Annotated in this window: 25 protein-coding genes; 9 read left to right on the forward strand and 16 right to left on the reverse strand. The window is 67.9% G+C overall.

All coding sequences use genetic code 11. The features are described 5' to 3' along the window. Positions 1-10: 10 nt before the first annotated feature. The 9 genes from rplW to ACFSVL_RS05505 all read right to left on the reverse strand — a co-directional run bounded on the left by rplW (position 11) and on the right by ACFSVL_RS05505 (position 7,720). The gene (rplW, locus tag ACFSVL_RS05465; RefSeq protein ID WP_009072304.1) at positions 11-322 is read right to left on the reverse strand and encodes a 50S ribosomal protein L23; all 312 of its coding nucleotides are present in this window, start codon (positions 320-322) and stop codon (positions 11-13) included. After that, positions 319-1,008: a 50S ribosomal protein L4 gene (gene rplD / locus ACFSVL_RS05470; protein ID WP_378301026.1), complete on the reverse strand. Its 690-nt coding sequence runs from the start codon at positions 1,006-1,008 to the stop codon at positions 319-321. Before rplD ends, rplW begins: the two co-directional genes overlap by 4 nt. Before the next feature lie 2 nt (positions 1,009-1,010). After that, positions 1,011-1,661: a 50S ribosomal protein L3 gene (gene rplC / locus ACFSVL_RS05475; RefSeq protein ID WP_378301028.1), complete on the reverse strand. Its 651-nt coding sequence runs from the start codon at positions 1,659-1,661 to the stop codon at positions 1,011-1,013. Positions 1,662-1,691: 30 nt separating this feature from the next. Continuing rightward, positions 1,692-1,997 carry a 30S ribosomal protein S10 gene (rpsJ, locus tag ACFSVL_RS05480; RefSeq protein WP_003102098.1) on the reverse strand — a complete coding sequence of 102 codons (306 nt, stop codon included), beginning with the start codon at positions 1,995-1,997 and terminating at the stop codon, positions 1,692-1,694. Between the two features lie 402 nt (positions 1,998-2,399). After that, the gene (gene tuf, locus ACFSVL_RS05485) at positions 2,400-3,593 is read right to left on the reverse strand and encodes an elongation factor Tu (RefSeq protein ID WP_037816270.1); all 1,194 of its coding nucleotides are present in this window, start codon (positions 3,591-3,593) and stop codon (positions 2,400-2,402) included. Between the two features lie 127 nt (positions 3,594-3,720). Then, positions 3,721-5,820, reverse strand: coding sequence for an elongation factor G (gene fusA / locus ACFSVL_RS05490; protein WP_344270144.1), 2,100 nt, complete (start codon positions 5,818-5,820; stop codon positions 3,721-3,723). A 63-nt stretch (positions 5,821-5,883) separates the two neighbouring features. After that, positions 5,884-6,354 carry a 30S ribosomal protein S7 gene (gene rpsG / locus ACFSVL_RS05495; protein ID WP_009072291.1) on the reverse strand — a complete coding sequence of 157 codons (471 nt, stop codon included), beginning with the start codon at positions 6,352-6,354 and terminating at the stop codon, positions 5,884-5,886. Continuing rightward, positions 6,354-6,728, reverse strand: a complete 375-nt coding sequence (rpsL, locus tag ACFSVL_RS05500) for a 30S ribosomal protein S12 (RefSeq protein WP_003102113.1) — start codon at positions 6,726-6,728, stop codon at positions 6,354-6,356. Before rpsL ends, rpsG begins: the two co-directional genes overlap by 1 nt. Positions 6,729-7,567: 839 nt before the next feature. Continuing rightward, positions 7,568-7,720: a hypothetical protein gene (locus tag ACFSVL_RS05505; protein WP_101436018.1), complete on the reverse strand. Its 153-nt coding sequence runs from the start codon at positions 7,718-7,720 to the stop codon at positions 7,568-7,570. 83 nt (positions 7,721-7,803) lie between these two features. On the opposite strand from ACFSVL_RS05505, the gene ACFSVL_RS05510 reads away from it, so the two are divergent. Continuing rightward, positions 7,804-8,283, forward strand: coding sequence for a GNAT family N-acetyltransferase (locus ACFSVL_RS05510; protein ID WP_378301031.1), 480 nt, complete (start codon positions 7,804-7,806; stop codon positions 8,281-8,283). On the opposite strand, the gene ACFSVL_RS05515 is transcribed toward ACFSVL_RS05510, so the two are convergent. The 5 genes from ACFSVL_RS05515 to ACFSVL_RS05535 form a co-directional block, all read right to left on the reverse strand. Then, the gene (locus ACFSVL_RS05515) at positions 8,276-8,767 is read right to left on the reverse strand and encodes an MmpS family transport accessory protein (RefSeq protein ID WP_378301033.1); all 492 of its coding nucleotides are present in this window, start codon (positions 8,765-8,767) and stop codon (positions 8,276-8,278) included. The genes ACFSVL_RS05510 and ACFSVL_RS05515 overlap by 8 nt on opposite strands. Before the next feature lie 66 nt (positions 8,768-8,833). Next, a complete protein-coding gene (locus ACFSVL_RS05520; RefSeq protein WP_378301035.1) occupies positions 8,834-9,067 on the reverse strand; it encodes a hypothetical protein in 234 nt (77 codons plus the stop codon). Between the two features lie 18 nt (positions 9,068-9,085). Next, entirely contained in the window at positions 9,086-9,445 is a 360-nt protein-coding gene (locus tag ACFSVL_RS05525; protein ID WP_378301037.1) for a hypothetical protein, read from the reverse strand. Between the two features lie 31 nt (positions 9,446-9,476). Next, entirely contained in the window at positions 9,477-11,237 is a 1,761-nt protein-coding gene (locus tag ACFSVL_RS05530) for a hypothetical protein (protein WP_378301039.1), read from the reverse strand. Positions 11,238-11,336: 99 nt separating this feature from the next. Beyond that, positions 11,337-13,193: a hypothetical protein gene (locus ACFSVL_RS05535; RefSeq protein WP_378301041.1), complete on the reverse strand. Its 1,857-nt coding sequence runs from the start codon at positions 13,191-13,193 to the stop codon at positions 11,337-11,339. Positions 13,194-13,764: 571 nt separating this feature from the next. Between ACFSVL_RS05535 and ACFSVL_RS05540 the strand changes: the two genes are divergently transcribed. The 4 genes from ACFSVL_RS05540 (at position 13,765) to ACFSVL_RS05555 (ending at position 17,446) form a co-directional block, all read left to right on the forward strand. Next, a complete protein-coding gene (locus tag ACFSVL_RS05540) occupies positions 13,765-15,267 on the forward strand; it encodes a hypothetical protein (RefSeq protein ID WP_378301043.1) in 1,503 nt (500 codons plus the stop codon). A 121-nt stretch (positions 15,268-15,388) separates the two neighbouring features. Then, on the forward strand, positions 15,389-15,967 hold the full coding sequence (locus ACFSVL_RS05545; RefSeq protein ID WP_378301045.1) for a YbaB/EbfC family nucleoid-associated protein: 579 nt from the start codon (positions 15,389-15,391) through the stop codon (positions 15,965-15,967). Then, positions 15,964-16,284 (forward strand): hypothetical protein, encoded by a 321-nt coding sequence (locus ACFSVL_RS05550; protein ID WP_378301047.1) that lies wholly within the window; start codon positions 15,964-15,966, stop codon positions 16,282-16,284. Before ACFSVL_RS05545 ends, ACFSVL_RS05550 begins: the two co-directional genes overlap by 4 nt. Before the next feature lie 13 nt (positions 16,285-16,297). Next, positions 16,298-17,446: a hypothetical protein gene (locus ACFSVL_RS05555; RefSeq protein ID WP_378301049.1), complete on the forward strand. Its 1,149-nt coding sequence runs from the start codon at positions 16,298-16,300 to the stop codon at positions 17,444-17,446. 42 nt (positions 17,447-17,488) lie between these two features. Here ACFSVL_RS05555 and ACFSVL_RS05560 read toward each other — a convergent pair whose 3' ends face one another. After that, positions 17,489-18,127 carry a zinc ribbon domain-containing protein gene (locus ACFSVL_RS05560; protein WP_378301050.1) on the reverse strand — a complete coding sequence of 213 codons (639 nt, stop codon included), beginning with the start codon at positions 18,125-18,127 and terminating at the stop codon, positions 17,489-17,491. A 192-nt stretch (positions 18,128-18,319) separates the two neighbouring features. Here ACFSVL_RS05560 and ACFSVL_RS05565 point away from each other — a divergent pair, with 192 nt between their 5' ends. From ACFSVL_RS05565 to ACFSVL_RS05580, 4 genes are read left to right on the forward strand one after another with little or no spacing between them, the layout of a single operon-like run. Further along, positions 18,320-18,901, forward strand: a complete 582-nt coding sequence (locus ACFSVL_RS05565) for a YbaB/EbfC family nucleoid-associated protein (protein WP_378301052.1) — start codon at positions 18,320-18,322, stop codon at positions 18,899-18,901. Then, positions 18,901-19,236 (forward strand): hypothetical protein, encoded by a 336-nt coding sequence (locus tag ACFSVL_RS05570; protein WP_378301054.1) that lies wholly within the window; start codon positions 18,901-18,903, stop codon positions 19,234-19,236. The genes ACFSVL_RS05565 and ACFSVL_RS05570 overlap by 1 nt, the downstream gene beginning before the upstream one ends. Before the next feature lie 8 nt (positions 19,237-19,244). After that, positions 19,245-20,306 (forward strand): hypothetical protein, encoded by a 1,062-nt coding sequence (locus ACFSVL_RS05575; RefSeq protein ID WP_378301056.1) that lies wholly within the window; start codon positions 19,245-19,247, stop codon positions 20,304-20,306. A 3-nt stretch (positions 20,307-20,309) separates the two neighbouring features. After that, a complete protein-coding gene (locus tag ACFSVL_RS05580; RefSeq protein ID WP_378301058.1) occupies positions 20,310-21,119 on the forward strand; it encodes a hypothetical protein in 810 nt (269 codons plus the stop codon). 62 nt (positions 21,120-21,181) lie between these two features. On the opposite strand, the gene ACFSVL_RS05585 is transcribed toward ACFSVL_RS05580, so the two are convergent. After that, entirely contained in the window at positions 21,182-25,093 is a 3,912-nt protein-coding gene (locus ACFSVL_RS05585) for a DNA-directed RNA polymerase subunit beta' (RefSeq protein WP_378301060.1), read from the reverse strand. Positions 25,094-25,143 lie beyond the last annotated feature (50 nt).

Genomic DNA, 25,143 nt, shown 5'->3' on the forward strand with positions numbered 1-25,143 from the left:
GCTCAGTCCTTTACGCGGTGGGTCCGCCGAAGATCTCGATCGCCTTGCTCTCAGGCGAAAGAGTCACGATGGCGCGCTTGGTGTCCTTGCGCTTGCCGAAGCCGGTACGAGTCCGCTTCCGCTTGCCCTGGCGGTTGGCCGTGTTGACGCTGACGACCTTCACGCCGAACACCTTCTCGACCGCGATCTTGATCTGGGTCTTGTTGGCGTCCGGACGGACGATGAACGTGTACTTGTGGTCCTCGAGCAGCCCGTAGGACTTCTCGGAGATCACCGGCGCGAGCAGGATGTCGCGGGGGTCCGGAATGGCGACCGAGCTCACTTCTCGTCACTCCCTTCCGAAACCTCGCTCGAACGCGCGAGGGCCTTGACGACCTTCCCGCGGACGGGACCTGCCACGAACGCGTCGTAGGCGGCCTTGGTGAACACGACGTCGTCGTTGACCAGGACGTCGTAGGTGTTGAGCTGGTCAGCCCAGATCAGGTGCACGTACGGCAGGTTCCGCGCGGACACCCAGGCGAGCTCCTCGTCGCGGTGCAGGACCACGAGAACGCGCTTGGCCTGGGTCGCGGCGGCGATCGCCGTCTTGGCGGTCTTGGTCGACGGCTTCTCGCCGGTGACCAGTTCCGTCAGGACGTGCAGCTGCCCCGCACGAGCCCGGTCCGAGAGGGCGCCACGCAGAGCGGCGGCCTTCATCTTCTTCGGGGTGCGCTGGGTGTAGTCGCGCGGCGTGGGGCCGTGCACGACGCCACCGCCGGCGAACTGCGGCGCGCGGGTCGAACCCTGGCGGGCGCGACCGGTGCCCTTCTGCCGGTACGGCTTCTTGCCGCCACCGGAGACCTCACCGCGGGTCTTCGTGTCGTGCGTGCCCTGGCGCGCGGCGGCCAGCTGGCCCACCACGACCTGGTGCATCAGCGCGACGTTGGCCTGCACGTCGAAGATCTCCCCGGGGAGCTCGACGGTGCCGTCGGCTTTACCGGCCGGAGTCTTCAGCTCGACGCTCGTCATCGTCAGTTTCCACCCTTCGCGGCGCTGCGCACGAACAGCAGGCCGCCCTTGGGACCGGGCACCGCGCCCTTGATCAGCAGCAGGCCGTCCTCGGCGCGCACGGCGTGCACGGTCAGGCCCTGCGTGGTGACCCGGTCGCTACCCATCCGGCCCGCCATCCGCAGGCCCTTGAACACGCGGCCCGGCGTGGCGCAGCCGCCGATGGAACCCGGCTTGCGGTGCACGGCCTGCGCACCGTGGCTCGCGCCCTGGCCCTTGAAGCCGTGGCGCTTCATGACACCGGCGTAGCCCTTGCCCTTGCTGGTACCGGTCACGTCGACCGAGGTCCCGGCCTCGAACACCTCGGCGGTGATCTCCTGGCCGACCTCGTAGGTCTCGGCGTCGGTGGTGCGCAGCTCGGCGAGGTGCCGGCGCGGGGTCACGCCTGCCTTGTCGAAGTGGCCGGTGCGCGGCTTGTTCACCCGGCGCGGGTCGACCGCGCCGAACGCCAGCTGCACGGCCGCGTAGCCGTCTTTGTCGGTGGTCCGGACCTGGGTCACCACGTTCGGACCGGCCTTGACGACAGTGACCGGGACGACCCGGTTCTGCTCGTCGAAGACCTGGGTCATGCCGAGCTTGGTGCCCAGGATGCCCTTCATTTGCCTGTCAGACATGAGTTCTTATCTCCGCCGCTCGCCCAACGCTTACTGGATGTTGACGTCGACGCTCGCCGGGAGGTCGATGCGCATGAGCGCGTCCACCGTCTTCGGCGTCGGGTCGAGGATGTCGATCAGACGCTTGTGCGTGCGCATCTCGAAGTGCTCGCGCGAGTCCTTGTACTTGTGCGGCGAGCGGATGACGCAGTAAACGTTCTTCTCGGTAGGCAGCGGCACCGGCCCGACAACACGGGCGCCGGTGCGCGTGACCGTTTCCACGATCTTGCGCGCCGAGGTGTCGATCGCCTCGTGGTCGTAGGCCTTGAGCCGGATGCGGATCTTCTGTCCCGCCATGGTGGCTGCGTTCCTTGTCGTCTCGTGCCGCTTTGTCTCGTCAACCTGGGCCGGAGCCCGGGTTTCAGCAGTTCAACGGCCCTGTCCCCGGTCCACGCGGTCGGGCGTGTCGCGCCCGCCGCACAGACGGATCCCTAAGGATCGTCGTCTTGCCTGGTCTTCCTCTACGTGAGGAGGCCGCGGGCCGACGCGGGGTCGTCCCTACTGGCCTTTGCCCGCTAGCCTCACCCGAAGGAACAGCTCCACGGACCGTGGCCGCTCATACCAGGGCGGCCGGAACCCAGTCGATTGAAAACCGATAAGGATTCGGCCGCCCCAGGACGAGCAACCTGAATAGTGTCGCACACGTGAGTTGACGCCCTGAACTCGGGGGTGTATTGACCCGAATTCAGGGCGCCGACGTCACTTGTTGATCTTGGTAACCTGGCCCGCGCCGACGGTCCGGCCACCCTCGCGGATGGCGAAGCGCAGACCCTCGTCCATGGCGACCGGCTGGATCAGCACGACGCTGATGTCCGTGTTGTCGCCCGGCATGACCATCTCGGTGCCCTCGGGCAGCGTCACGACGCCGGTCACGTCCGTGGTGCGGAAGTAGAACTGCGGGCGGTAGTTGTTGAAGAACGGGGTGTGCCGTCCGCCCTCGTCCTTGGACAGGATGTAGACCCGGCCCTCGAACTCGGTGTGCGGGGTGGTGGTGCCCGGCTTCACGACGACCTGGCCGCGCTCGACGTCCTCGCGCTTGATGCCGCGCAGCAGGAGGCCGACGTTGTCGCCCGCCTGGCCCGAGTCGAGCAGCTTGCGGAACATCTCGACACCGGTGACGGTGGTCTTGGTCGACTTCTCGCGGATACCCACGATCTCGACCTCTTCGTTGACGTTGACCTGGCCGCGCTCCACGCGACCGGTCACGACGGTGCCGCGGCCGGTGATCGTGAAGACGTCCTCGATCGGCATCAGGAAGGGCTTCTCGAGCTCGCGCACCGGGTCCGGCACGTTGTCGTCGACGGCGTGCATCAGCTCGAGCACGGCGTCGGCCCACTTCTGGTCGCCCTCGAGGGCCTTGAGGCCGGAAACGCGCACGACCGGCGCGTCGTCGCCCGGGAACTCCTGCGAGGACAGCAGCTCGCGGACCTCCAGCTCGACCAGCTCGAGGATTTCCTCGTCGTCGACCATGTCGGCCTTGTTCAGCGCCACGACGATGTAGGGCACGCCGACCTGGCGGGCCAGCAGCACGTGCTCGCGGGTCTGCGGCATCGGGCCGTCGGTGGCCGCGACCACCAGGATCGCGCCGTCCATCTGCGCGGCACCGGTGATCATGTTCTTGATGTAGTCAGCGTGACCGGGGGCGTCCACGTGCGCGTAGTGACGCTTCTCGGTCTGGTACTCGACGTGCGAGATGTTGATCGTAATACCGCGCTGCTTCTCTTCCGGCGCGTTGTCGATCTGGTCGAACGCACGGGCTTCGTTCAGCTCCGGGTACGCGTCGTGCAGAACCTTGGTGATCGCCGCGGTCAGCGTGGTCTTGCCGTGGTCGACGTGACCGATGGTGCCGATGTTGACGTGCGGCTTGCTCCGCTCGAACTTCGCCTTCGCCACTGGAATGTCCTCCTGGACTGGATTTGCTTTGTGCTCGCGGGGCAGCGTGGCTGCCGCCCCGCGAATGTTCCTTCGTCGTTGCTGCGGACGTTCAGGAGAGTCCCTTAATGCCCGCGAGCGGAGGGGATTACTCCCCCGTCGCCTTCGCGATGATTTCCTTCGCGACGTTCGCGGGAACCTCGGCGTAGGAGTCGAACACCATGGAGTAGTTCGCCCGGCCCTGGGTACGGGACCGCAGGTCGCCGACGTAGCCGAACATCTCCGACAGCGGGACCAGTGCCTTCACGACACGGGTACCGGCGCGCTCCTCCATGGCCTGGATCTGGCCACGGCGGGAGTTGAGGTCGCCGATCACGTCACCCATGTAGTCCTCGGGAGTCGTGACCTCGACGGCCATCATCGGCTCGAGGATGACCGGGCCGGCCTTCCGGGCGGCTTCCTTCATCGCCATGGAGCCGGCGATCTTGAAGGCCATTTCGGAAGAGTCGACCTCGTGGTACGCGCCATCCAACAGGGTGAACTTCAACCCGACGAGCGGGTAGCCGGCCAGGACGCCGTACTGCATCGCGTCCTGCGCGCCCGCGTCGACCGACGGGATGTACTCCCGCGGCACGCGGCCACCGGTCACCTTGTTGTCGAACTCGTAGAGAGCACCGTCGGTGCGCTCGAGCGGCTCCAGCTTCACGATGACCTTCGCGAACTGGCCGGAACCACCGGTCTGCTTCTTGTGGACGTAGTCGAGCTTGTCCACCGTCTTCTTGATGGTCTCGCGGTAGGCGACCTGCGGCTTGCCGATGTTCGCCTCGACCTTGTAGTCGGACTTCATCCGGTTGACGAGCACCTCGAGGTGGAGCTCGCCCATGCCGGCGATGATCGTCTGACCGGTCTCCTCGTCGAGCTGGACCTGGAAAGTCGGGTCCTCCTCGGCGAGCTTCTGGATCGCCAGGGACAGCTTCTCCTGGTCGGCCTTGGTCTTCGGCTCGATGGCCACCCGGATAACCGGGTCCGGGAAGGTCATCGACTCGAGGACGACCGGGTTCTGCGCGTCGGCCAGGGTGTCCCCGGTCGTGGTGTCCTTCAGGCCGATGACCGCGTAGATGTGGCCGGCCAGGGCCTCGTCGACCGGGTTCTCCTTGTTGGAGTGCATCTGGAAGATCTTCCCGATGCGCTCCTTGCGCTCCTTGGTCGCGTTGACGACCTGGGCGCCGGAGGCGACCTTGCCCGAGTAGACCCGGATGTAGGTCAGCTTGCCGAAGAACGGGTGCGCGGCGATCTTGAACGCCAGAGCCGAGAACGGCTCCTCGGTCGTCGCGTGGCGGGTGACCGGGGTCTCGCCGTCCGGAAGCAGGCCCTCGACCGGCGGCACCTCGAGCGGCGACGGCAGGTAGTCGATGACCGCGTCCAGCATCGGCTGCACGCCCTTGTTCTTGAACGCGGAGCCGGCCAGGACCGGGAACGCCTCGCGGGTGACGACCAGGTGGCGGATGCCGCCCTTGATCTCGTCCTGGGTCAGCTCCTCGCCCTCGAGGAACTTCTCCATCAGCGCGTCGTCGGTCTCGGCGACGGCCTCGACCAGCTTCTCGCGGTACTCGGCGGCGCGGTCGGCCAGCTCGGCCGGGATGTCCTCGACGGCGTAGTCGTCGCCCTTCTGGACCTCGCCACGCCAGACCAGGGCCTTCATCCGGACCAGGTCGATGACGCCCTCGAAGTCGTTCTCCGCGCCGATCGGCAGCTGGATGGCCAGCGGCCGGACGCCGAGACGGTCCGTGATGGTCTGCAGGGTGTAGTAGAAGTCCGCGCCCAGCTTGTCCATCTTGTTGACGAAGCAGATGCGCGGGACGTCGTACTTGTCCGCCTGCCGCCAGACCTGCTCGGACTGCGGCTCGACGCCTTCCTTGCCGTCGAAGACCGCGACCGCGCCGTCGAGCACCCGCAGGTTGCGCTCCACCTCGACGGTGAAGTCGACGTGCCCGGGGGTGTCGATCAGGTTGATCTGGTAGTCGTTCCAGAAGGTGGTGGTGGCAGCCGAGGTGATGGTGATACCCCGCTTCTGCTCCTCCTCCATCCAGTCCATCGTGGCGGCGCCGTCGTGGACTTCGCCGAGCTTGTAGTTGATCCCGGTGTAGAACAGGATCCGCTCGGTGGTGGTGGTCTTACCGGCGTCGATGTGCGCCATGATGCCGATGTTGCGGACCTTGTTGAGGTCGGTCAGCACTTCACGTGCCACGAGAATGTTCCCCTGTCTCGAACGTGGGGCCCGGCATGGCTTCTATCGGCAGCCGGGCTGTCATCACCAGCGGTAGTGCGCGAAGGCCTTGTTCGACTCGGCCATCTTGTGCGTGTCTTCGCGGCGCTTGACGCTGGCGCCAAGGCCGTTGCTCGCGTCGAGCAGCTCGTTCTGCAGGCGCTCGATCATCGTCTTCTCGCGGCGCTGCTGCGAGAAGGAGACCAGCCAGCGCAGCGCCAGCGTGGTGGAGCGGCCGGGCTTGACCTCGATCGGCACCTGGTAGGTGGCGCCACCGACGCGGCGGCTCTTCACCTCGATGGTGGGCTTCACGTTGTCGAGCGCGCGCTTCAGCGTGACGACCGGGTCGGTGCCGGTCTTCTCGCGAGCGCCTTCGAGAGCGCCGTAGACAATGCGCTCGGCCAGGGACCGCTTGCCGTCCTTCAGCACCTTGTTCACCAGCTGGGTGACCAGCGGGGAGGCGTAGACGGGGTCGGAGATCAGCGGCCGCTTCGGTGCCGGACCCTTGCGAGGCATTAGCTCTTCTCCTTCTTCGCGCCGTACCGGCTGCGCGCCTGCTTACGGTTCTTCACACCCTGGGTGTCGAGCGAACCGCGGATGATCTTGTAGCGAACACCCGGCAGGTCCTTAACCCGGCCACCGCGCACGAGCACCATGGAGTGCTCCTGCAGGTTGTGGCCTTCGCCCGGGATGTACGCGGTGACCTCGATGCCGCTGGTCAGCTTCACACGAGCAACCTTGCGCAGGGCCGAGTTCGGCTTCTTCGGGGTCGTGGTGTACACGCGGGTGCACACGCCACGACGCTGCGGGCTCCCCTTGAGGGCCGCGGTCTTCTGCTTGGCAGCCTTGTCCTGGCGGCCCTTGCGGACCAGCTGCTGGATCGTGGGCAATGGACCAGCTTCCTGTCGTGATCTTGCTTCTTCGTGTCTTCACCGGTCCCCGCGGTCGGGCGTGTCGGCCCGCGTCACGGTCTCGCGACCGGTAACTTCCCGGAGGGATTTTCCGTCGGAACCCCACGTGGCGAGGCCGGTGAACCGGGTGCAAAAGCACCCCGCTCATGCCCAACGGCACGCGGAGCGGCCCGACGCCTGCCGGGCACGGTCTCCAAAGATACCCGTCCACTCGCGGAGCGGTCCGGGCGGGGGGTCGCTACGGTCGCCGACCGGTCATCGTAACCCCAGATCGGGGCGTTGGGACGGTGCCGCGCGGGACTTCCCGGGAGAGGGAACGCCTGCCTCCGGGACGCTATTCCCGGCGAGGTTCCCGCGGTCAGAGCGCTCTCGGTCCGCCTGCCGGGACGCGGCGACCAACGGATGGACCGGCAGCGGCTGAGACGAGACGGTCCCGCGCGGCCTCGCTCCCGCAGCCGCCCGCGAGGCGCCTCAGCTGCGCGACCCCACGCCAGCCACCTGTCCACAAAGGACGCCAGAGCAACCGAAATGCCCGATTGATACCCACCTGACCGGTTGCGCAGGTCTGCGAGGGCCGCCCTGAGGGAATCTGATTCCTTCAGGGTTCCCCTCACGGACGTCTGGACCGCGCGCCAGGGCCCAGGCACGGCCGACGAGACTCGACCGGCGTTAAGAACGCGAGAGAATTTCTTCGGCGGCAAGGAGAAGAGCCGCCGGATGTTCCACAATGGACCACGTCCCGGGGTGACGATCGCCTCATCGGGACGGAGCAGCGGAACCCGGCCCGGCGGAGCGCGCCCGCCGGGCCGGGCCGAGGGTCAGTCCTCGTCCGGCTTCGCGTGGTCGGGCTTGCCCGGGTTGGGGTCGCGCGACAGATCGATCAGCGGGTGCACTCCAGCCCCCTCCGGCGCGGCATGGCTGCCGCCGGTCTTCTTGTCCCCCGGCTGGTCGACGTTCTCGCTGCCGTCCATGTCGCCTCCTCGTTCGGTTCCCCTGCCGTTCTGCACGGTACCTGCCGGGGAATTCGGTGGACGGGCTCCCCAAGATGAGGGACGTGGACTGGAAAATCACCGAAACCCCGGCCGAACACCCCGACGCGACGGCGATCCTGCGCGAGTACATGGACGAGCTGGCGTCGCGGTATTACGGCCGCCCGGCCACGCCCGCCGAGGTGGACGAGGCGCTGGCCGACGAGCCGAGCGACGGCCTGGTCGCGCCGACCGGCGCGTTCCTGCTGGCCTATCGCGACGGGAAACCGGCCGGTTGTGTCGGGGTCCGGCTGGTGGAGCCGGGGCTGAGCGTGCTGACGAAGGTGTACGTGCGCCCGGAGCATCGCGGGCACGGCGGCGGCAAGCTGATCGTCGCGGCGGCCGAAGAGGCGGCGAAGCGGCTGGGCGCGGCCCGGATGCGGCTCGACACCCGGGATGACCTGGTCGAGGCCCGCGCGCTGTACGCGTCGATGGGCTACGCGGAGGTCGAGGCGTTCAACGACGACCAGTACGCCGAGCACTGGTTCTCCAAGGACCTCAGCTGAGCCGTCCCGCGCAGCTGGCGACCTCCCCGTCAGTGGCTTTCGCGGACCGCGCGAGCACGCCGTTCACCGACACCCGGCATTCGACCGGGCCGCTTGACTGGCCCATCAGCTGCACGGTCGGCGCGACGGCGGTCTTCGGCCAGGTCAGGGTCTTGCGCCAGGGCAGCGGCACGGACAGTTCCTGATGCACCAGGCCGAGGCCGTTGTCGTCGTAAACCACGGTGGCGGTGCCGGAGCCGCCGAGTTCGTAGGTGATCTGCCAGCTGGACGGAGCGGGCGCGGCCGGGGCGGTGGAGGTCGTCGGGGCCAGCGTACGGGTGACGGTGCGGTCCGGGGCGCGCTGCGGCACCGAGGTCACTGGCGCGGCCACGGCGGCTGGAGCGGGCGCGGGGTCGTCGCCAGTGCCGAGGATCACTACCACCGCGGCGACGGCGGCTACGGCGATTCCCGCGATCCCGAGCCGGCCGATCAGCTGTCTGTCCATGTTTCTTCTTTCCAGGAGACCGCCGGTGGTTCCCGGGGACGAGGGGAACCACCGGCGGAGTCGGGGTCAGCCGGGCAGGATCCGGCCGGGGACGCCGTTCAGCGACTGGATCAGGCCCAGCACCGGCACGCCGAGCGGCGCGAACGTCCAGATGTTGTTCAGGTTCGACGTGTCCGGCTCGTCGACGACGGTGACGCCGGGCTGGTCCTGCGTGGCGGCCAGCGCGGGCGCGGCGGCGCCAAGCACGGCGGCTCCGGCGAGCGCGGTGGCGGCGATAGCTCGGACGACAGTCTTCTTCACGGGTTTCTCCTTCAGTGCTCAGGAAACGGCGGTGACGAGGTTGAACACCGGCGCGAGGAGCTGCGCCGGAGCCTGGGTGGTCGGGCCGAGGAGGCTGCCCGCGTCGAGGCCGGGGACGACCCAGACCGACGGGCCGCCGCCGGTCGGTGCTCCGGGGACGCCGGGCAGGTTCGGGGTCGGCAGGCCGCCGGGCAGCGAGGGCAGCCCGCCGGTCGGGAGCGACGGCAACCCGCCGGTCGGCAGGGACGGCAAGCCAGCGGCGGGCTGGCCGGCGGCGAACGTGCCGGGGGTGGCGGCGCTGGCCGCTCCCCCGGCGAATCCGGCGAACGCCCCGGCCGCGGCGAGCGGCAGCAGGATCCGGGCGGCAATGCGTTTCATCAGGGGTTTTCCTTTCTTCGGGGAACTGTGGTCAGCGGAGCGCGCCGCTGATCGGGACGATGGTTCCGTCGGGGATCCACTGCCCGGCGTAGTCGCGCGCGGCCTGCATGCCGGGCGCGTGCGGTTCGTTCGGGTACATCGGCATCGCGTTGACCTGCGCGGCCGCGAACAGCTGCACCTCGCCGTTCACCGCTGTCCACTGTGGACCGAGCCAGGTCCGGAAACCGCCTAGCGACGGGCTTTCCCCGCCGAAGCTGTTGCCGACGGCCACCGCGTAGCTCACCGCGAGCTGGTCGCGCGGGTCGAAGCGCAGCGGCATGGCCGCGCTGGCCACGGTGTTGACGATGGGTCCGTTGAGCAGCCACGGCGCGAGGTACAGGCCGAACTGGTGGGTCGGCTTGAGCCGCTGCGATTCGGCGGCGCGGCTCATCGCGAGGTACCCGTCGCTCCAGCCGGAGACGACCACCAGCGCGGTGTCCGCTGCCGCATCCGGGCGCACCGGCAGACCGGCGCGCGCGGCGGTTTCGCGGACGAGCTGCGCCGCTTGGACGCCACGCGGCGACTTGTCCTCGACCAGCGTGATCGCCGACGGCTTCCGCGAGGCGAGGAACTCGACCAGCTTCACCAGCGAACCGCGGTCCTCCGGCGACAGCGCGGCTGAGGGGCAGCTCGTGAGCACGTCGCGTTTCTGCGCCACGAGACCGCCGAGCGCGGCTTCCGCGCATTCCGGCGCGTCAGCGTCCGACACCGCCGGGCCCGCTTCGGTGCCCGCGTCGACGTCGACCGTCGTGGTCGCGTCGCCCTTGCGCACCACGAGAGTGCTGCGTCCCGGTGGCAGCTCGACCTCAGCCCAGCTGCCTTCCGCACCGGCCCGAGCCGCCGCGGTGGTCACGATCCCGCCCTCGACGCCCGCGGACAGCTCCGTGCCCGCGCTGGCCGGAAAGTGCACGAGGTTGCGCCCTGGCCGGTGCGGACTGACCAGCACCGGCACGGTCGCGCCGCCGACTGTCGCGTCCGCCAGCACCGGTACGCCGGGCACGGGCAACGGCGCTGGTTGCGGCACCGCGGCAAGCGCACTCCACGCGACGAAACCGAGCGCGACCCCGGCGACGCCGTAGCGGTAGCCGCGAATAGAAGCGTTGCGAGACAACAGGATCGCCGATACCACGGTGACCGCTGCCGGAAGCAGGACCACCACGATCAACGAGACGCCGAAGAGCGTTTCGTACAGCCGTCGGTCGAAGGCGACCCCGGAGACGCCGAGTTGCACGACGCCCGCGAGTGTCAACAGACCGGCGAGGCTGACCGACAGCGGCCCGACACGCAACGGTGTCGACCGCCACTGCTCTACCGGCACACACGCCGACAGCAGCGTCACGCCGAACCACAGCGCGGCCGCGGCGACGTACACGGTGTCGATGGCGAAGGAGATGCCCGTGCCGTCGACAGAGGTTTCCAGCACCACGAGCACGACCAGCGCGAGCGAAGCCCAACGGCCGGCCGAGGGCCAGCGCAGCAGTACCGGGACCGCCAGCGCGAGCACGACGTGGACGATCAACGCGACGAGGTTGACGTCGACCGTCGCCGCCGACACCGCGGCCAGCACCGCCGACCCGGCGCCAAGCACCCCGGTGGTGACCCACAGCTTGCGCGGCAGCGGACCGACAAGTGGGCGCAGAATCCCGGTACCGGCGAGGAATGCCGTCGCCAGCAGCAGTATCAGCCGCAGCACGAGCGCCGCACTGTCCACACCGGACGATCCAGTGGCGGCCGGAGTGACGTGGTGATCCATGGAGACCTTCCAGTCTTGTCCCGGGCCGGTCCGTGAGGGGAACCTTCACGGACTCTGAGTCCCTCAGGGTTCCCCTCACGGACAGCTGCCCGGCGGGAGTTACTTCACGTGCTGGTCGGCGACCACGAACAGCTCGGAGTGCGGCTTGGCGTTGCCGAAGTCCCCGTGCGGCCACGATTTGCGGTTGAAGTTGATGCCGACCTGCCCGGTGAACTCGTCGCGGAAGTTCGGATCGACCGCGACCTTCCCGTCCGGAGCCAGGTTCAGCAGGTTGACCTTGTGGTCACCGTCCAAACCGGACCGGGCGACGAAGTAGTTCGACACCGCGATGTGCTGCGGCTGCTGGGTTTCGTGGTAGAAACCGTCCTGGCCGAGCGCGAAGTTGTCGTACGCGCCCCAGTGCGGGCCAGCCCCGGGCACGCCCGGGTTGATCGGCGCGGAGCCGACGACGGTCGGCAGGTCTCCCCCGCCGCCCTGCTGCGCCTTTTCCTTGGTGTCGACGCGGCCCTTGATGTCCTCGACCTTGTCGCCCGCGGCGACCAGCTTCTGGATGTCGAGCACGTAGACGCCGCCGGTGGTGCCGGGGTCGTCCGGGCCGAGCGCGCCCTTCTGCCTGCCCTGCACCGCGTGGTACAGGAACCGGTCGTCCGGGCTGGTCTGCAGCCAGCCGCCGTTGGAGCTGGCTCCGTTCGAGTCGTTCTGCGAGTAGATCGGCTTGCCCGCGGTCCCGTCGTCGAACACCTCGATCCAGTGCGGATCCTTCGCGGTGATGTCCGGCGTGTAGAAGATCGCGCCGCCCTGCATCGTTTCGGCGAACGCGCCCTTGTGGCCAGGCAGGTTCGTCACCGTGGTCTCCATGACCGCGCGGCTTTCCGAGTGCAGCGGGTCCGCCGGGTTCGCCCGGGGACCGTCCTGCAGATAGGACACCGCCTTCAGCTTCGGGTGATTGCGGTCGGAGATGTCCCAGGTGCGGATCGTCGGACGGCGCAGGTACGGCGACGGCTGCTTCACCGGGTCGAGAATGATGTTGCGCGGTTCGGCGTAGTCACTGGTGACGAGGGTGTTGAGGTCCTCGCGCGCCTGGACGCCGTGCGGGTTCGCGCAGGACGGTTTGCCCAGCTGCGGCAGGTTGTCGCACAGCTTCGCGTTGTCGCCCTGCGGTGTCGCTGCCGGACTCTGTGACAGCACTTGCGCGTTCTGGTCGAAGCGCACAACCTCACCGGGGCTGCCGGCGAAGCCGTTGCCGATCTGCGTAGAGCCGTCCTGATACGCGTACGGACCGGGCACGACCGGGCCGCCCATGTACGTGCCGTACGCGGTGCCGTCCTTCAGCACCCAGTACGCGTCAGGCACGGAACCGCCGAGCGTCTGCGTCGGCAGGCTGATGCCCTTGAGTTTCAACTGGGGCAACGCACTGACGTCGAACGCGTACGTCGCCGCGGCGAACAACGCACCCGCGTAGATCGTGTCGCCCTTGTGCCACACGTACTGCATGTGGTGCGGCTCGTTCTCGACGAGCGGCCCGACGGTCGCGGTGTTCACCACCTTGCCGTACGTCGGCGAGCCCTGCGTCGCGTCGATCACCGCGAGAAAATCGGGACCGGGCAAGGCATTCTTGATCTTGCCGAGGCCGCCGCCGAGCGAACCCGGCAGGTTTTTGACGTCCTTCACGGCGGTGTCGGCGATGTTCTCGTCGCCGGCCCAGACCAGCAGCCATTTCTTCGGCGTGCCGTCGGCCGAACGCGCCTGCGCGGCAAGGTCTTTGCCGACCAGGTGGTTCTGCACCCAGTACTGCTTGCCGTCGGACGCGGTTTTGGCGTCGGTGACCACTTGGACGTCGGCGTAGGCGCTGGACCCGGTGTAAGTCACCGCACCGACCGCGAGCGCGGCCGCACCGGCGACGGTCAGCACTTTCCGCCATCGGGGCGGGGCGCCCGAGGAGGAGCTGAATCGCATTGTGTCTCCCTGTTCGTGTTCCCGTGAAGCGCCCGCGAAGGCACTTCTTTCCCCGTTCCGCGGGCAGCACGAAACCCGCCCGGAACAAGGAAAGCGTTCATCCCCTAGGGCGTTCGAAACCCGTTGCGGGGCAAGAGAAATCAGCCAGCCGAGCGCGGCCGGGAGAAAAAGTCAGGAATTCCTACACAGCGCGCTGGCCTGCTGCCGCAGATCAACGTGCAGGCGCCACACCAGGGCAACCGGAAAGGACATGCGCGAAATACTCTGGCGAACCGCACGCACTGTCAATGCGGTGATCAATCGTGAGAACATCGACCGAAGGGGTGAATATCCCACAAACTGGGCCGACTTGCCGCGCCCCGCGCGGCCGATCGCCGGAGTCCGCCGCGCTGACCTGCGATGCTCCGTTCGGCCCAAAGTATGTTCGGCACTTCGGCGTCCGGGACGGGGCTGTTCGCCCGTTATGTTCGTTACCTTTTCGTGATCGAATCCCGGGAACTTCCGGCTCTTCGCCGCCGACGGGGCCGCGACTCGAGGGCGCGAACCGGGCTCAAGCGGCATAATCCGCTCAATGGCAGACCCGTTCCCCTGGTACATCGCCGTCGGCTACCTCGCCGGGTTCGTCCTGCTGTGGATAGCGGGCCGGGTCGAGGGCGGCGGCACCGCCGCCTCGGCGCTCAGCAACATCGCGACCGGTCTGGCGTTCTTCGGCACGACGATGGCCTGGTTCCGGGTCAGCATGGACATCCACGCGCCGCTGGCGGTCTGGATCGCTCCGCCGGTGGTGTTCATCGCCTTCGTGCTCGGGCAATCCGCCCGGCAGCGCGACCGGCTGCGCCGCCTTGGCGCCACCGGCGAGGCGACGTTCGGGGTCCTTCCCCAGGGCGGCCGCACCGTGGCGTTCGACCGGCAGGACAGCTTGTCGCTGCGCCGGGTGGTCGAACTCGGCTACCAAGGACATCAGCTCCTCGGCGTCGAGTACCCGCTCACCGAGCGCGGTTCCGCCGCCGACCGGGTCGCTGATCGCATCGGCGGCATCTACACGCTGACCGAACTCCGGATCCCGGAGAGTCCGACGTTGCGGATCACCCCGCGCACCGGGGCGTTCGAGCCGGACCACCCCACCCCGTTCGAGGACGCCCGGATCACCCGGATACAGGTCGGCACCCCGAAAACCCAAGCGGAGCTGGAAAAGGTCGCGGTGGACCCGGAATTCGACCGGCGGTTCGAGGTCGCCGCCGCGGACCCGGAGTTCGCCGCCCGGGTGCTCACCCCGGAAGTGCGCGAACTGATCCTGGGCGACCTGTGGTTCCGGGTCCACGAGGTCGTACTCGAGCGCGACGCGCTGTGGACCGCCGAAGCGGACGGGCTCAACGAGGAACGACTCCTCGGCAACGCCCGCCGGCTGGCGATCTTCGCCACCGCCTTAACGCCGAACCTCTGGCCGGCCACCGAGTTCGCCCGGGTGACCGCCCGCGCCGAGACCGGCTACGACCAGTGGTTCGGCGAGCACCGAGGTTTCGTGCGGACCCGGGTGAATCGCTACCGCGAAGCGATGGACCGCCAACCGCTCTCGCCGACGACGGTGCTCACCCGCACCCTGCTCGCCACCGCCATGGTGGTGCTCGGCCTGCTGCCGATCATCAATGGCGTGGCCGCGGTAGCCGGTCTCGCCACCGAAGTTCAGCTCACCGTCACTGATTCCACCGCGGGCGATCCCGGCCGCTCCTGCGGCGGGCTCAACCGCACCCAAATCTGCGACAGCCAGTCCCCGGCGGTCCGCGGGACTTACCAGGACGGCGGCGAGACCCACGAAGTCGTCACCACTTGGCATGTCGGCCGGCTGCCCGAGCGCGGCGACGTCGCCGACGTGCGGATCGGCCCGATCTGGTGGAACACGGTCTTTCAGAGCAACGACGCGGTCGCGCTGACCATCCTGGCCGCGCTGGCCCCGGTCGCGCTCGGGCTGCTGTTCTTCAAGACGATCTTCCGGCCGAGGGCTCCCCGGCGAGTCCGCATCCTGCGCGAGATCCGCGAATCCCGGCAGATCGACGTCGGACCGCCCGCGTCCTGACCGTGCCGGATTGCTGACCTGCGGTGATCACCCGCCCCGGATTCCGCGCTCTTGAAGCACGAAGGCGACAGAAGCGGCATAATCCCCGGCATCAGCGAGGTGCAGGGAAGGTGTGACCGCCGTGTCCGATGAGATGGACCGACTCGTCGCGGAGTTCGAGAAGTTCCAGACGAAGCTCAAGCAGGCCGAAGCGCAGTTCGCGAAGGTCGGCGACATGCAGGAGGAACTGAACGCGCTCGAAGCGCAGGTGATGTCGCCGGACCGGTCGGTCACGGTGATCGCGGGCCCGAGCGGTTCGGTCAAGGACCTCCGGCTCTCCCCGGACGCGCTCCGCCAGCAGCCGGACCAGCTGGCGGCCACGATCCTCGCGACCCTGCACCAGGCGGTCGCCGAATCCGCGCGCAAGCAGGCCGGGATCGTCGACGAGGCGGTGGGCACGGCCTTCGGCCTGAACGTGTCCGACCAGGTTCTCGAAGCCCAAGCCGCCGGCATGGGAACCACGGTGGAGGAATTGGAGTCGAACCTCCCGGAGGCACAGCCGCAGCGGCTGGCGGCGCCGGTTCGCGACGAGGAGGACTTCGCGAACAACAACCTGCTGCGCGCCGAGCAGCAGCAGGCGCAGGCTCCCCCGCCGCCTTCCGCTTCGGCGGGCGACCAGTTCCTCAAGAACTTGTTCAATGACGAGGAGGACCACCGATGACCCACAGCGTGGTAACCACGGCCATCACGAAGTACTCCACCGGGCTCGACCAGTACAAGACCGAGGCGGGCAAGTTCGGCAACCTCGTGGGACAGGCCGACGTCGGCGACAAATCGTGGGGCCTGATCGGGCTGGTCGCCAAGCAGACCTACACGAGCAAGCTCGACGAGCTGAAGCAGCTGCTCGAAGCGATGAAGAGCGGCGTCGAGACGTTTCAGGACAAGCTCGGCAAAGCCGCGGAGATCTACGACGGGCACGAGAAGGACACCGTCATGACCTTCGGCAAGTTCGACGCGAAGATCGACGGACCGCTCTGAGCAAGGGGAACTCATGGGACAGGACAGCGTCGCCGACGGCGTAAAAATCAAGCACGAAGACGGGTTCGGCCACGACGCGCTCGAAGCGGCCAAGAAGACGCCGTTCGTGGGCAAGGGCGTCAACACGATCTCCGGCGCCATCGACAACTACGGCGACGCCAAGAGCTTCGGCGACTTCGCCTCGGCCAGCGGCCAGCTGGTGCAGGACGGCGCCGGCTTCGTCGCGGGCGCGGCGGTGGACCTCGCGAGCTTCGCGCTCGACCCGGTCGGCTGGCTGGTCAGCAACGGCCTGAACATGCTGATCGAACTGATCCAGCCGTTGCAGGACGCCCTGCACTTCGTCACCGGCGACGGTCCTGCCCTGAAGGAAGCCTCCGGCAACTTCGTCGAGATCGGCAAGGGCTTCGTCACCCTGGCGGACAACTTCGTCAAGGAGGGCGACGAAGCTCTCAAGGACTGGCAGGGCGAAGGCGGCGACGCGGCCAAGAAGGCGCTGGCCCAGTTCTCCGAGGGCATCAAGGGCATCGGCTCCAGCGCGGGCGCGGTGGCCGAGACCCTGCAGATGTGGTCGATGGTCATGACGGTCATCGAAGAGGTCGTCAAGGCCCTGATCTCGGAGCTGGTCAGCTGGCTCATCTACCTGTGGCTGCCCGCGCTCGCCGCGTCCGTCGTCAGCCTCGGCTCGTCGGTCGCGGCCGCGATGACCGCGTCGGTCGCCCGGGTGGCCAGCACGGTCAGCCGGGTCACGCGCCACCTCGGCAAACTCGGCCAGCTGATCGAGAAGTTCCTGACGTTCCTCGCCAAGTGGGCCGACGAGATGATCAAGCAGGGCTCGAAGCTCACCCCGTCCGGAGCCCGCATCACCCCCGGCACGGAAAAGGCGCTCGCGGGCGCGGTCGCCAACGCCACCGGGACGAAGGGCAGCGCCTTCGGCACCGCGGCGGTCGACGCGCTGAAGAACGCCCCGGGCGAGGCGGTCAAGCAGGTCATCGGCGTGAACCCGTCCGACCTCAGCAAGGGCTCGTCTTACGTCGGCAAGGGCGCTTTCGACTTCGTCGACAAGACGATCAGCAATACGCGGGACATCACCAAATCCCAGGGCGCGAGCGACGAGGCCGGGGAGCATTCCGCCAAGGACACCAAGGAAAACCTGGACATGTAAGGGAACGGGCGCGGCCGGGTAGTCCGGCCGCGCCCGGACCGGTCAGAGCCGGTGCCCGCACTCCGCGCAGAACACCGCGCCCGCCTTGGATTCCTTGCCACACTCTCCACAATGGACAGTCGGGGCCAGTGAACTCCCGCAGCCCGTGCAGAACTTTCCGCCTGCCACCTTCAGCCCGCAGTCCGGGCAGGTGAGTTTCGTGCGGGTGCCCAGATCCAGGTCCTTGGTCCAGTTCTTCTCGCGGGCCTCGTCCCAGATCTGGTCCCGCTGCGCCGCCGCCTGCGCGCGCGACATCTCCTCGGCCACGCTCGGCGAACACCGCAGGCACTGGCCGATTTCCTCGTTCCAGCACTGATCCGCGCACATCCAGTCGCCGCAGCCGCGGCACTGCCGGAAGCGCGGCGTGATCTCTTCGACGGCCGCGGTCAGCGCGCGGTCCTTCGCCGACGAGTTCGTCGCGCGGTCGTACTTCCACTGGTCCGCGGAACTGCTCAGCTGCTGCAGCGTCCCGCCGAAAAACGAGCCCACCGCGCGCAACATACTGCGCCCAGTCTCCATCGCGTCCCGCTGGAACGCCGAGCGGTACCCGTTCCCGCAGCGCTCGCAGCTGAACTCGAACTGGTAGCCCTGGGCATTGGAGAGATCCGAGAAGTTGTCCGTGAACGGCACGACATCAGCCACGCGCGCGAACGTAAGCCAGCCGAAGAAGAGGCACGACCGTACAAGTGCCGTCTCCGGACTCGTTACGCACCGTAACCGTGGCCAGGAGGCCGCGCGGCAGCGGTTTTCGCAGTTTGCGTGTTTAGCCAGACACCGTCCGTAAAATGCTGGTTTGGGTCATAACGGCAGGCAACCGAGCACAGGGGAGACGGTATGTCCGACGAGTTCGACCGGCTGGTCGCGGAGTTCGACCGGTTCCAATCAAGGCTGCGACGGGTGGACGACCAGTTCTCCGGCATCGCCCAGATGCAGGAGGAACTGGTCGCGCTCGAAGCGACAGCGACGTCGCCGGACCAGTCGGTCACCGTGGTCGCCGGTCCGGGCGGGTCGATCAAGGACATCCGGGTCACCGATGCCGCGCTGCGCCACGGCGGGGCGGAGTTGTCCGGGATGGTGATGGCTACCCTGCGGCAGGCGGTCGCCGAGTCCGCGCGGCAGCAGGCCGTGCTGGTGGACCAGCACACGGGCAACTCGATGCAGCTCACCGAGCAGGTGCTGGAAACCCAGGCCGAATTGCTGGGCACCGACGTCGAGGAATTGCGTGCCGCGATGGAGCGGGGCGCGCCCGCGCCGCAGCAGAGCGTCGAGGAAGAACAGCACGAGGACTTTTCCGAGCGCGAACTGCTGGCCGACCCCGCGGAGAAGACCCCTCCCCCGCCGCCACCGCCGTCCTCGGCCGGGTCCGCCGGGGACGACTTCCTGAAGAACCTGTTCGACGACGAGGACCACCGCTGATGGCCGGCTACCAGGTGCAGACGGCGAAGCTCTACGACTACTCCCGCCAGCTGGCGGGCAACAAGACCTCGGTCGCCGGGGTCAAGGGCAAGGTGTCCCAGGCCGACGTCGGCGACGAGTCCTGGGGCGTCGTCGGCATCTTCGTCAAGAGCAAGTACACGAGCATGGTCGACGACCTGAAAGACCTGCTGACCGCGATGGAAACCGGCCTGCAGTCCGCGTCCGACAAGATCAACCGCGCCGGTCAGTTCTACGACCAGACCGAAGAGGATCACTGCCGCAGCTGGAAAGACGTCATGGGCAAGATCGACAACCTCGGCGGCGGACGGAAGTAGGGGGCGGGATGTCTGATCCGTTGGGCAAGATCGAGATCAAGCCGGAGGACGGCACCGGCAAGAAGATCGTCAACGCGCTGCCGGTGGTGGGCGGCGCGGTGAAGATCTACGACGCGGGCACCAGCGACGCGATCAAGGCAGGCGACACCGCGACCGGGCTGAGCGGGGTGGTTTCCGAGACCACCAACTTCGTCCAGTCGTGCGCGGAAACCGCGATGAGCATCAGCACCGACCCGATCGGCTGGCTGGTCGGTCAGGGACTGAACTTCCTGCTGGCCGTCTGCGACCCGCTCCAGGACGCGATCCACTTCGTCAGCGGCGACGGCCCGGCACTGTCCAAAGCGGCCGAGAACTTCACGGCGATCGGGCGCGGGCTGGAGCAGTTCGCGCACCAGTTCAGCGAGCAGGCGAAGACGTCGCTCTCGCAGTGGGAAGGCGGCGCGGCCGAAACCGCGGCGGAGAAGCTGGCCAAGTTCTCGACCGGGATCACCGGCACCGCCGACCAAGCCGGTGACATCGCGACGATGCTGCAGGTGTGCAGCATGGCAATGACTGTCATCGAGGACTTCATCAAGGCGCTGCTGACCGAGCTGATCACCTGGCTGATCATGATCTGGATCCCGGCATTGGCCGCCGCGGTCCCGTCGTTCGGAGCGTCCACCGCGGCGGCAGGCACGGCCACCGGGGTGCGCGCGGCGTCTACCGCGGGCAAGGCGACGAAGCAGGTCAGCAAGCTGCAGAAGCTGCTCGACATGATCAAGGACTTGATCGCGCGGTTCCAGACGTTCTTCAAGGCGGCCAAGGACGCGGTGGCCAAGATGGCCGTGGACGGCGGCAAGACCACCGCGAAGCGGGCCGCCGACGGTTTCGGGAAAACCGCCGGCGGGAAGCTGCTGGACGAGGCACGGTCGCAGGTCGGGCTCCGAAGCCACGACAAGAACGATCCCGACCTGCCAGTCAAGCCAGGGAAACCGTTGGGACACCTGGAGAACGCGCGCAAGGCCGTCGAGTACGCAGCGACCGGGGACGGAACTTCGAAGGACGAGGCCAAAAAAGATCTGGAGTTCTGAGCCGTGGCTCGCGCACTGCACGACACTTGGGTGTGGCTCGGACCGATCGTCGGATTCCTGGTACTAGTCGTGCTTCCGAGTGTTCTCGGCTTCCGCTGGCATCTGAAGAAGAAACGAGCGAAGCAAGCCTGGCTGGCCGCATTGCACGCGGTGCCCGAGGAACTGGGCGGATCCATGGTCGCCGATCTGGAATACGGGCGGCCCCGGTCCGCGCAGCGCCGGAAGCCTCTTGGCGAGCTGTACCGGCCGAAGACCATCTCGGAGGGCATGAGCTTCCCCAGCAGTCCTCCGACCGTCGAGTTCGCGGCTGACCTGCCGCGGCGGGACCGGCAGTTCCGGGTCAGCGCGTACTGGTGCACGCTCCGGGTCGGGGCCAACAGCAGCAGAAGGATCTACGAGTACACCATCGAAACAAGGGTCGGGCCGACGCCAAGCATGAAGATCGCCAAGGCGTACCCGACCGAACCGGTGCGGATGTTCGGGCGGACCATGGCGTATCTCAACTACCAGCAAAGGCTGTTCGAAGCGGAGGCGCGAACCTCGCCCTCGGCCGCCCGCTGGGAGCAATTCACGCCGTCCGAGAGCGAGTTCACCGGATACGCCAGCGACCAGGAGCTCTCGGCTCAGGTCGCCGCCCCGGAAACCATGGACTGGCTGCGCGGCAACCATGAACTGCTTCCGGACCTCATCGGCCTCGAGCGCGGGTGGTGCTACGCGGTGTACCGGGACGAGATCGACCCGGAGACCCTGGTCGCCAGAATCGACCTGGTCGCCGGCTTCCTCGACCGGATCAACGTGCCCGCCGCGGTCTGACCCCTCATACAGCGAAACGCCCCCGGCCGAAGCCGGGGGCGTTTCGTTCAAGCGGAGCGGGATCAGCGGAAGTCGCGACCGAAGTCGTAGTCGTCCAGCGGAACCGCGGCACCGGTGCCCGAACCGAACACGTCCGGGGTGTAGTAACCGTCGTCGTAGGACGGGATCGCGTACGCCGCGACCCGCGCCTCCTCGGTCGGCTGCACCTGGATGTTCCGGTACTTGTTGATGCCCGTACCGGCCGGGATGAGCTTACCGATGATGACGTTCTCCTTGAGGCCAACGAGCTTGTCCGAGCGGCCGTTGATCGCCGCGTCGGTCAGGACTCGCGTGGTCTCCTGGAACGAGGCCGCCGACAGCCACGAGTCCGTGGTCAGCGACGCCTTCGTGATGCCCATCAGCACCGGACGGCCCGAAGCCGGCTCGCCGCCCTCGGCGACCGCGGCCCGGTTCGTCGCCTCGAACTTGGTCCGCTCGGGCAGTTCGCCCGGCAGGAAGTCCGTGGCACCGGAGTCGATGATCGTCACGCGGCGCAGCATCTGCCGCACGATGACCTCGATGTGCTTGTCGTGGATCGACACACCCTGCGCCCGGTACACCTTCTGGACCTCGTCCGTGAGGTGCATCTGCGCTTCGCGCGGGCCCATGACGCGCAGGACCTCGTGCGGGTCCGGCGTGCCCTCGAGCAGCTGCTGGCCGACCGCCACGTGGTCGCCGTCGCCCAGCGGGCCGTTCGGGGTGTTGGCGAGCCGCTGCCGCTTGGACAGCTTGTCGAAGACGATCTCCTCCGACCCGTCGTCCGGGATCAGGGTGATCTTCCAGAACCGCTCGCTCTCCTCGATCCGCACGCGGCCGTCGACGTCCGCGATCGGAGCCTTGCCCTTCGGCACGCGAGCCTCGAAAAGCTCGGTGACACGGGGCAGACCGGTCGTGATGTCGTCACCGGCGACACCACCCTGGTGGAACGTACGCATCGTCAGCTGCGTACCCGGCTCACCGATCGACTGGGCGGCGACAATGCCGACCGCCTCGCCGACGTCGACCAGCTCGCCCGTCGCCATCGAACGGCCGTAGCAGGTCGCGCAGACGCCGACCGCCGACTCGCAGGTCAGCACCGAACGGACCTTCACCTTGGTGATGCCGCTGGAGATGAGCTTGTCCAGCGCCGGGTCGCCGATGTCGTCGCCAGCGTTCAGCACGACGTTGCCCTTGGCGTCCACCGCGTCCGTCGCGAGGTTCCGCGCGTACACGGAGGTCTCGACGTGCTGGTCGCGCACGACCTTGCCGTCGCCGAGGTCCTCGCCGATCGGCATCATGATGCCGCGCGTGGTGCCGCAGTCGATCTCGCGGACGATGACGTCCTGCGAAACGTCCACCAGACGACGGGTCAGGTAACCCGAGTCGGCGGTACGGAGCGCCGTGTCCGCCAGACCCTTCCGGGCGCCGTGCGTGGCGATGAAGTACTCCGCCACCGACAGGCCTTCACGGAAGTTCGCCTTGATCGGGCGCGGGATGTACTCACCCTTCGGGTTCGACACCAGGCCACGCATACCGGCCAGCGAACGGACCTGCGTCATGTTGCCCGCCGCGCCCGACTTCACGATCATGGCGATCGGGTTGTCGTCCGGCAGCGCCGTCTCCATGATCTTGTGGACCTCTTCGGTCGCCTGCGTCCACACCTTGACGAGCTCGTTGTTGCGCTCGGCGTGGGACAGCTGACCGCGCTGGTACCGCTTCTCGACCTGGTCGGCCTTGCCCTCGTACTCGTCGAGAATGGCCTTCTTGCCGACCGGGGTCAGCACGTCCGAGATCGCGACCGTGACGCCCGAGCGGGTCGCCCAGTAGAAACCGGCGTCCTTGAGCTTGTCCAGCGTCTGCGCGACCTGCGTCATCGAGTACCGCTCGGCGAGGTCGTTCACGATGGCCGCCTGCCGCTTCTTCGGCATCGGCTCGTTGATGAACGGGTAGTCCGCCGGCAGCAGGTCGTTGAACAGCACGCGGCCCAGCGTCGTCTCGGCCAGCCACGCCTTGCCCGGCTCCCAGCCCGCCTCGGCGAGCCGCGCCTCGTCGGCCTTCGCGGGCTGACGGTCGGTGACGCGGATCTTGACCGGGGCGTGCAGGCTCAGCGCCTTGCGGTCGAACGCCATGATCGCCTCGGCGGGCGAGGAGTACGCGTTGCCCGCGCCCTCGGCGTTCTCGTTCAGCCGGGTCAGGTGGAACAGGCCGGTGACCATGTCCAGACGCGGCATGGCGAGCGGACGGCCCGACGCCGGCGACAGGATGTTGTTCGCCGACAGCATCAGGATCCGGGCCTCGGCCTGCGCCTCGGCCGACAGCGGCAGGTGCACCGCCATCTGGTCGCCGTCGAAGTCCGCGTTGAACGCTTCGCAGACCAGCGGGTGCAGCTGGATGGCCTTGCCCTCGACCAGCTGCGGTTCGAAGGCCTGGATGCCCAGCCGGTGCAGGGTCGGCGCGCGGTTCAGCATCACCGGGTGGCCGGTGATGACCTCTTCGAGCACGTCCCACACCTGCGGCCGCGACCGCTCCACCATCCGCTTGGCGGACTTGATGTTCTGCGCGTGGTTCAGGTCGACCAGCCGCTTCATGACGAACGGCTTGAACAGCTCGAGCGCCATGTCCTTCGGCAGACCGCACTGGTGCAGCTTCAGCTGCGGGCCGACGATGATGACCGAACGGCCGGAGTAGTCAACACGCTTGCCCAGCAGGTTCTGGCGGAACCGGCCCTGCTTGCCCTTCAGCAGGTCGGACAGCGACTTCAGCGGCCGGTTGCCCGGGCCGGTGACCGGACGCCCGCGGCGGCCGTTGTCGAACAGCGCGTCGACGGCCTCCTGCAGCATCCGCTTCTCGTTGTTGACGATGATCTCGGGCGCGCCGAGGTCGATCAGCCGCTTGAGCCGGTTGTTCCGGTTGATCACGCGGCGGTACAGGTCGTTCAGGTCCGACGTGGCGAAGCGGCCACCGTCGAGCTGCACCATCGGGCGCAGGTCCGGCGGGATGACCGGGACGGCGTCGAGCACCATGCCGCGCGGGTCGTTGCCGGTCGCCTGGAACGCGGCGACGACCTTGAGCCGCTTCAGCGCGCGGAGCTTCTTCTGCCCCTTGCCGTTGCGGATGGTGTCGCGCAGGCTGTCGGCCTCCGCGGCGACGTCGAACTCGGTCGCCAGCTTCTGGATCGCCTCGGCGCCCATGCCGCCGGTGAAGTACTCGCCGTACCGGTCGATCAGCTCGCGGTAGAGCAGCTCGTCGGCGATCAGCTGACGCGGCTCGAGCTTCGTGAAGGTCGTCCAGACCTCCTCGAGGCGGTCCAGCTCGCGGCCGGCGCGGTCGCGCAGCTGGCGCATCTCGCGCTCGCCGCCCTCCTTGACCTTGCGGCGCACGTCGGACTTCGCGCCCTCCGCCTCCAGCTCGGCCAGGTCGGCTTCCAGCTTCTGCGCACGGGCCTCGATGTCGGAGTCGCGCTTCGTCTCGAGGTTCTTGCGCTCGACGCCGATCTCGTTCTCGAGGGTCGGCAGGTCGTTGTGCCGCAGCTCGGTGTTCACGCCGGTGATGACGTAAGCCGCGAAGTAGATGATCTTCTCGAGGTCCTTGGGCGCCAGGTCCAGCAGGTAGCCCAAGCGCGACGGAACGCCCTTGAAGTACCAGATGTGGGTGACCGGCGCGGCCAGCTCGATGTGGCCCATCCGCTCACGGCGCACCTTGGCGCGAGTGACCTCGACGCCGCAGCGCTCGCAGATGATGCCCTTGAACCGGACGCGCTTGTACTTGCCGCAGTAGCACTCCCAGTCCCGGGTCGGACCGAAGATCTTCTCGCAGAAGAGCCCGTCCTTCTCCGGCTTCAGGGTCCGGTAGTTGATGGTCTCCGGCTTCTTGACCTCGCCGAAGGACCACTGACGGATGTCGTCGGCGGTGGCGAGGCCAATCCGGAGCTCATCGAAGAAGTTGACGTCCAGCACGTCTAGATCCCCTTGGGGTTGTTTCGGCTAGAGGAGGGGTCGGCGGTGGA

The sequence above is a fragment of the Amycolatopsis silviterrae genome (assembly GCF_042684085.1).
Lineage (GTDB): Bacteria > Actinomycetota > Actinomycetes > Mycobacteriales > Pseudonocardiaceae > Amycolatopsis > Amycolatopsis silviterrae.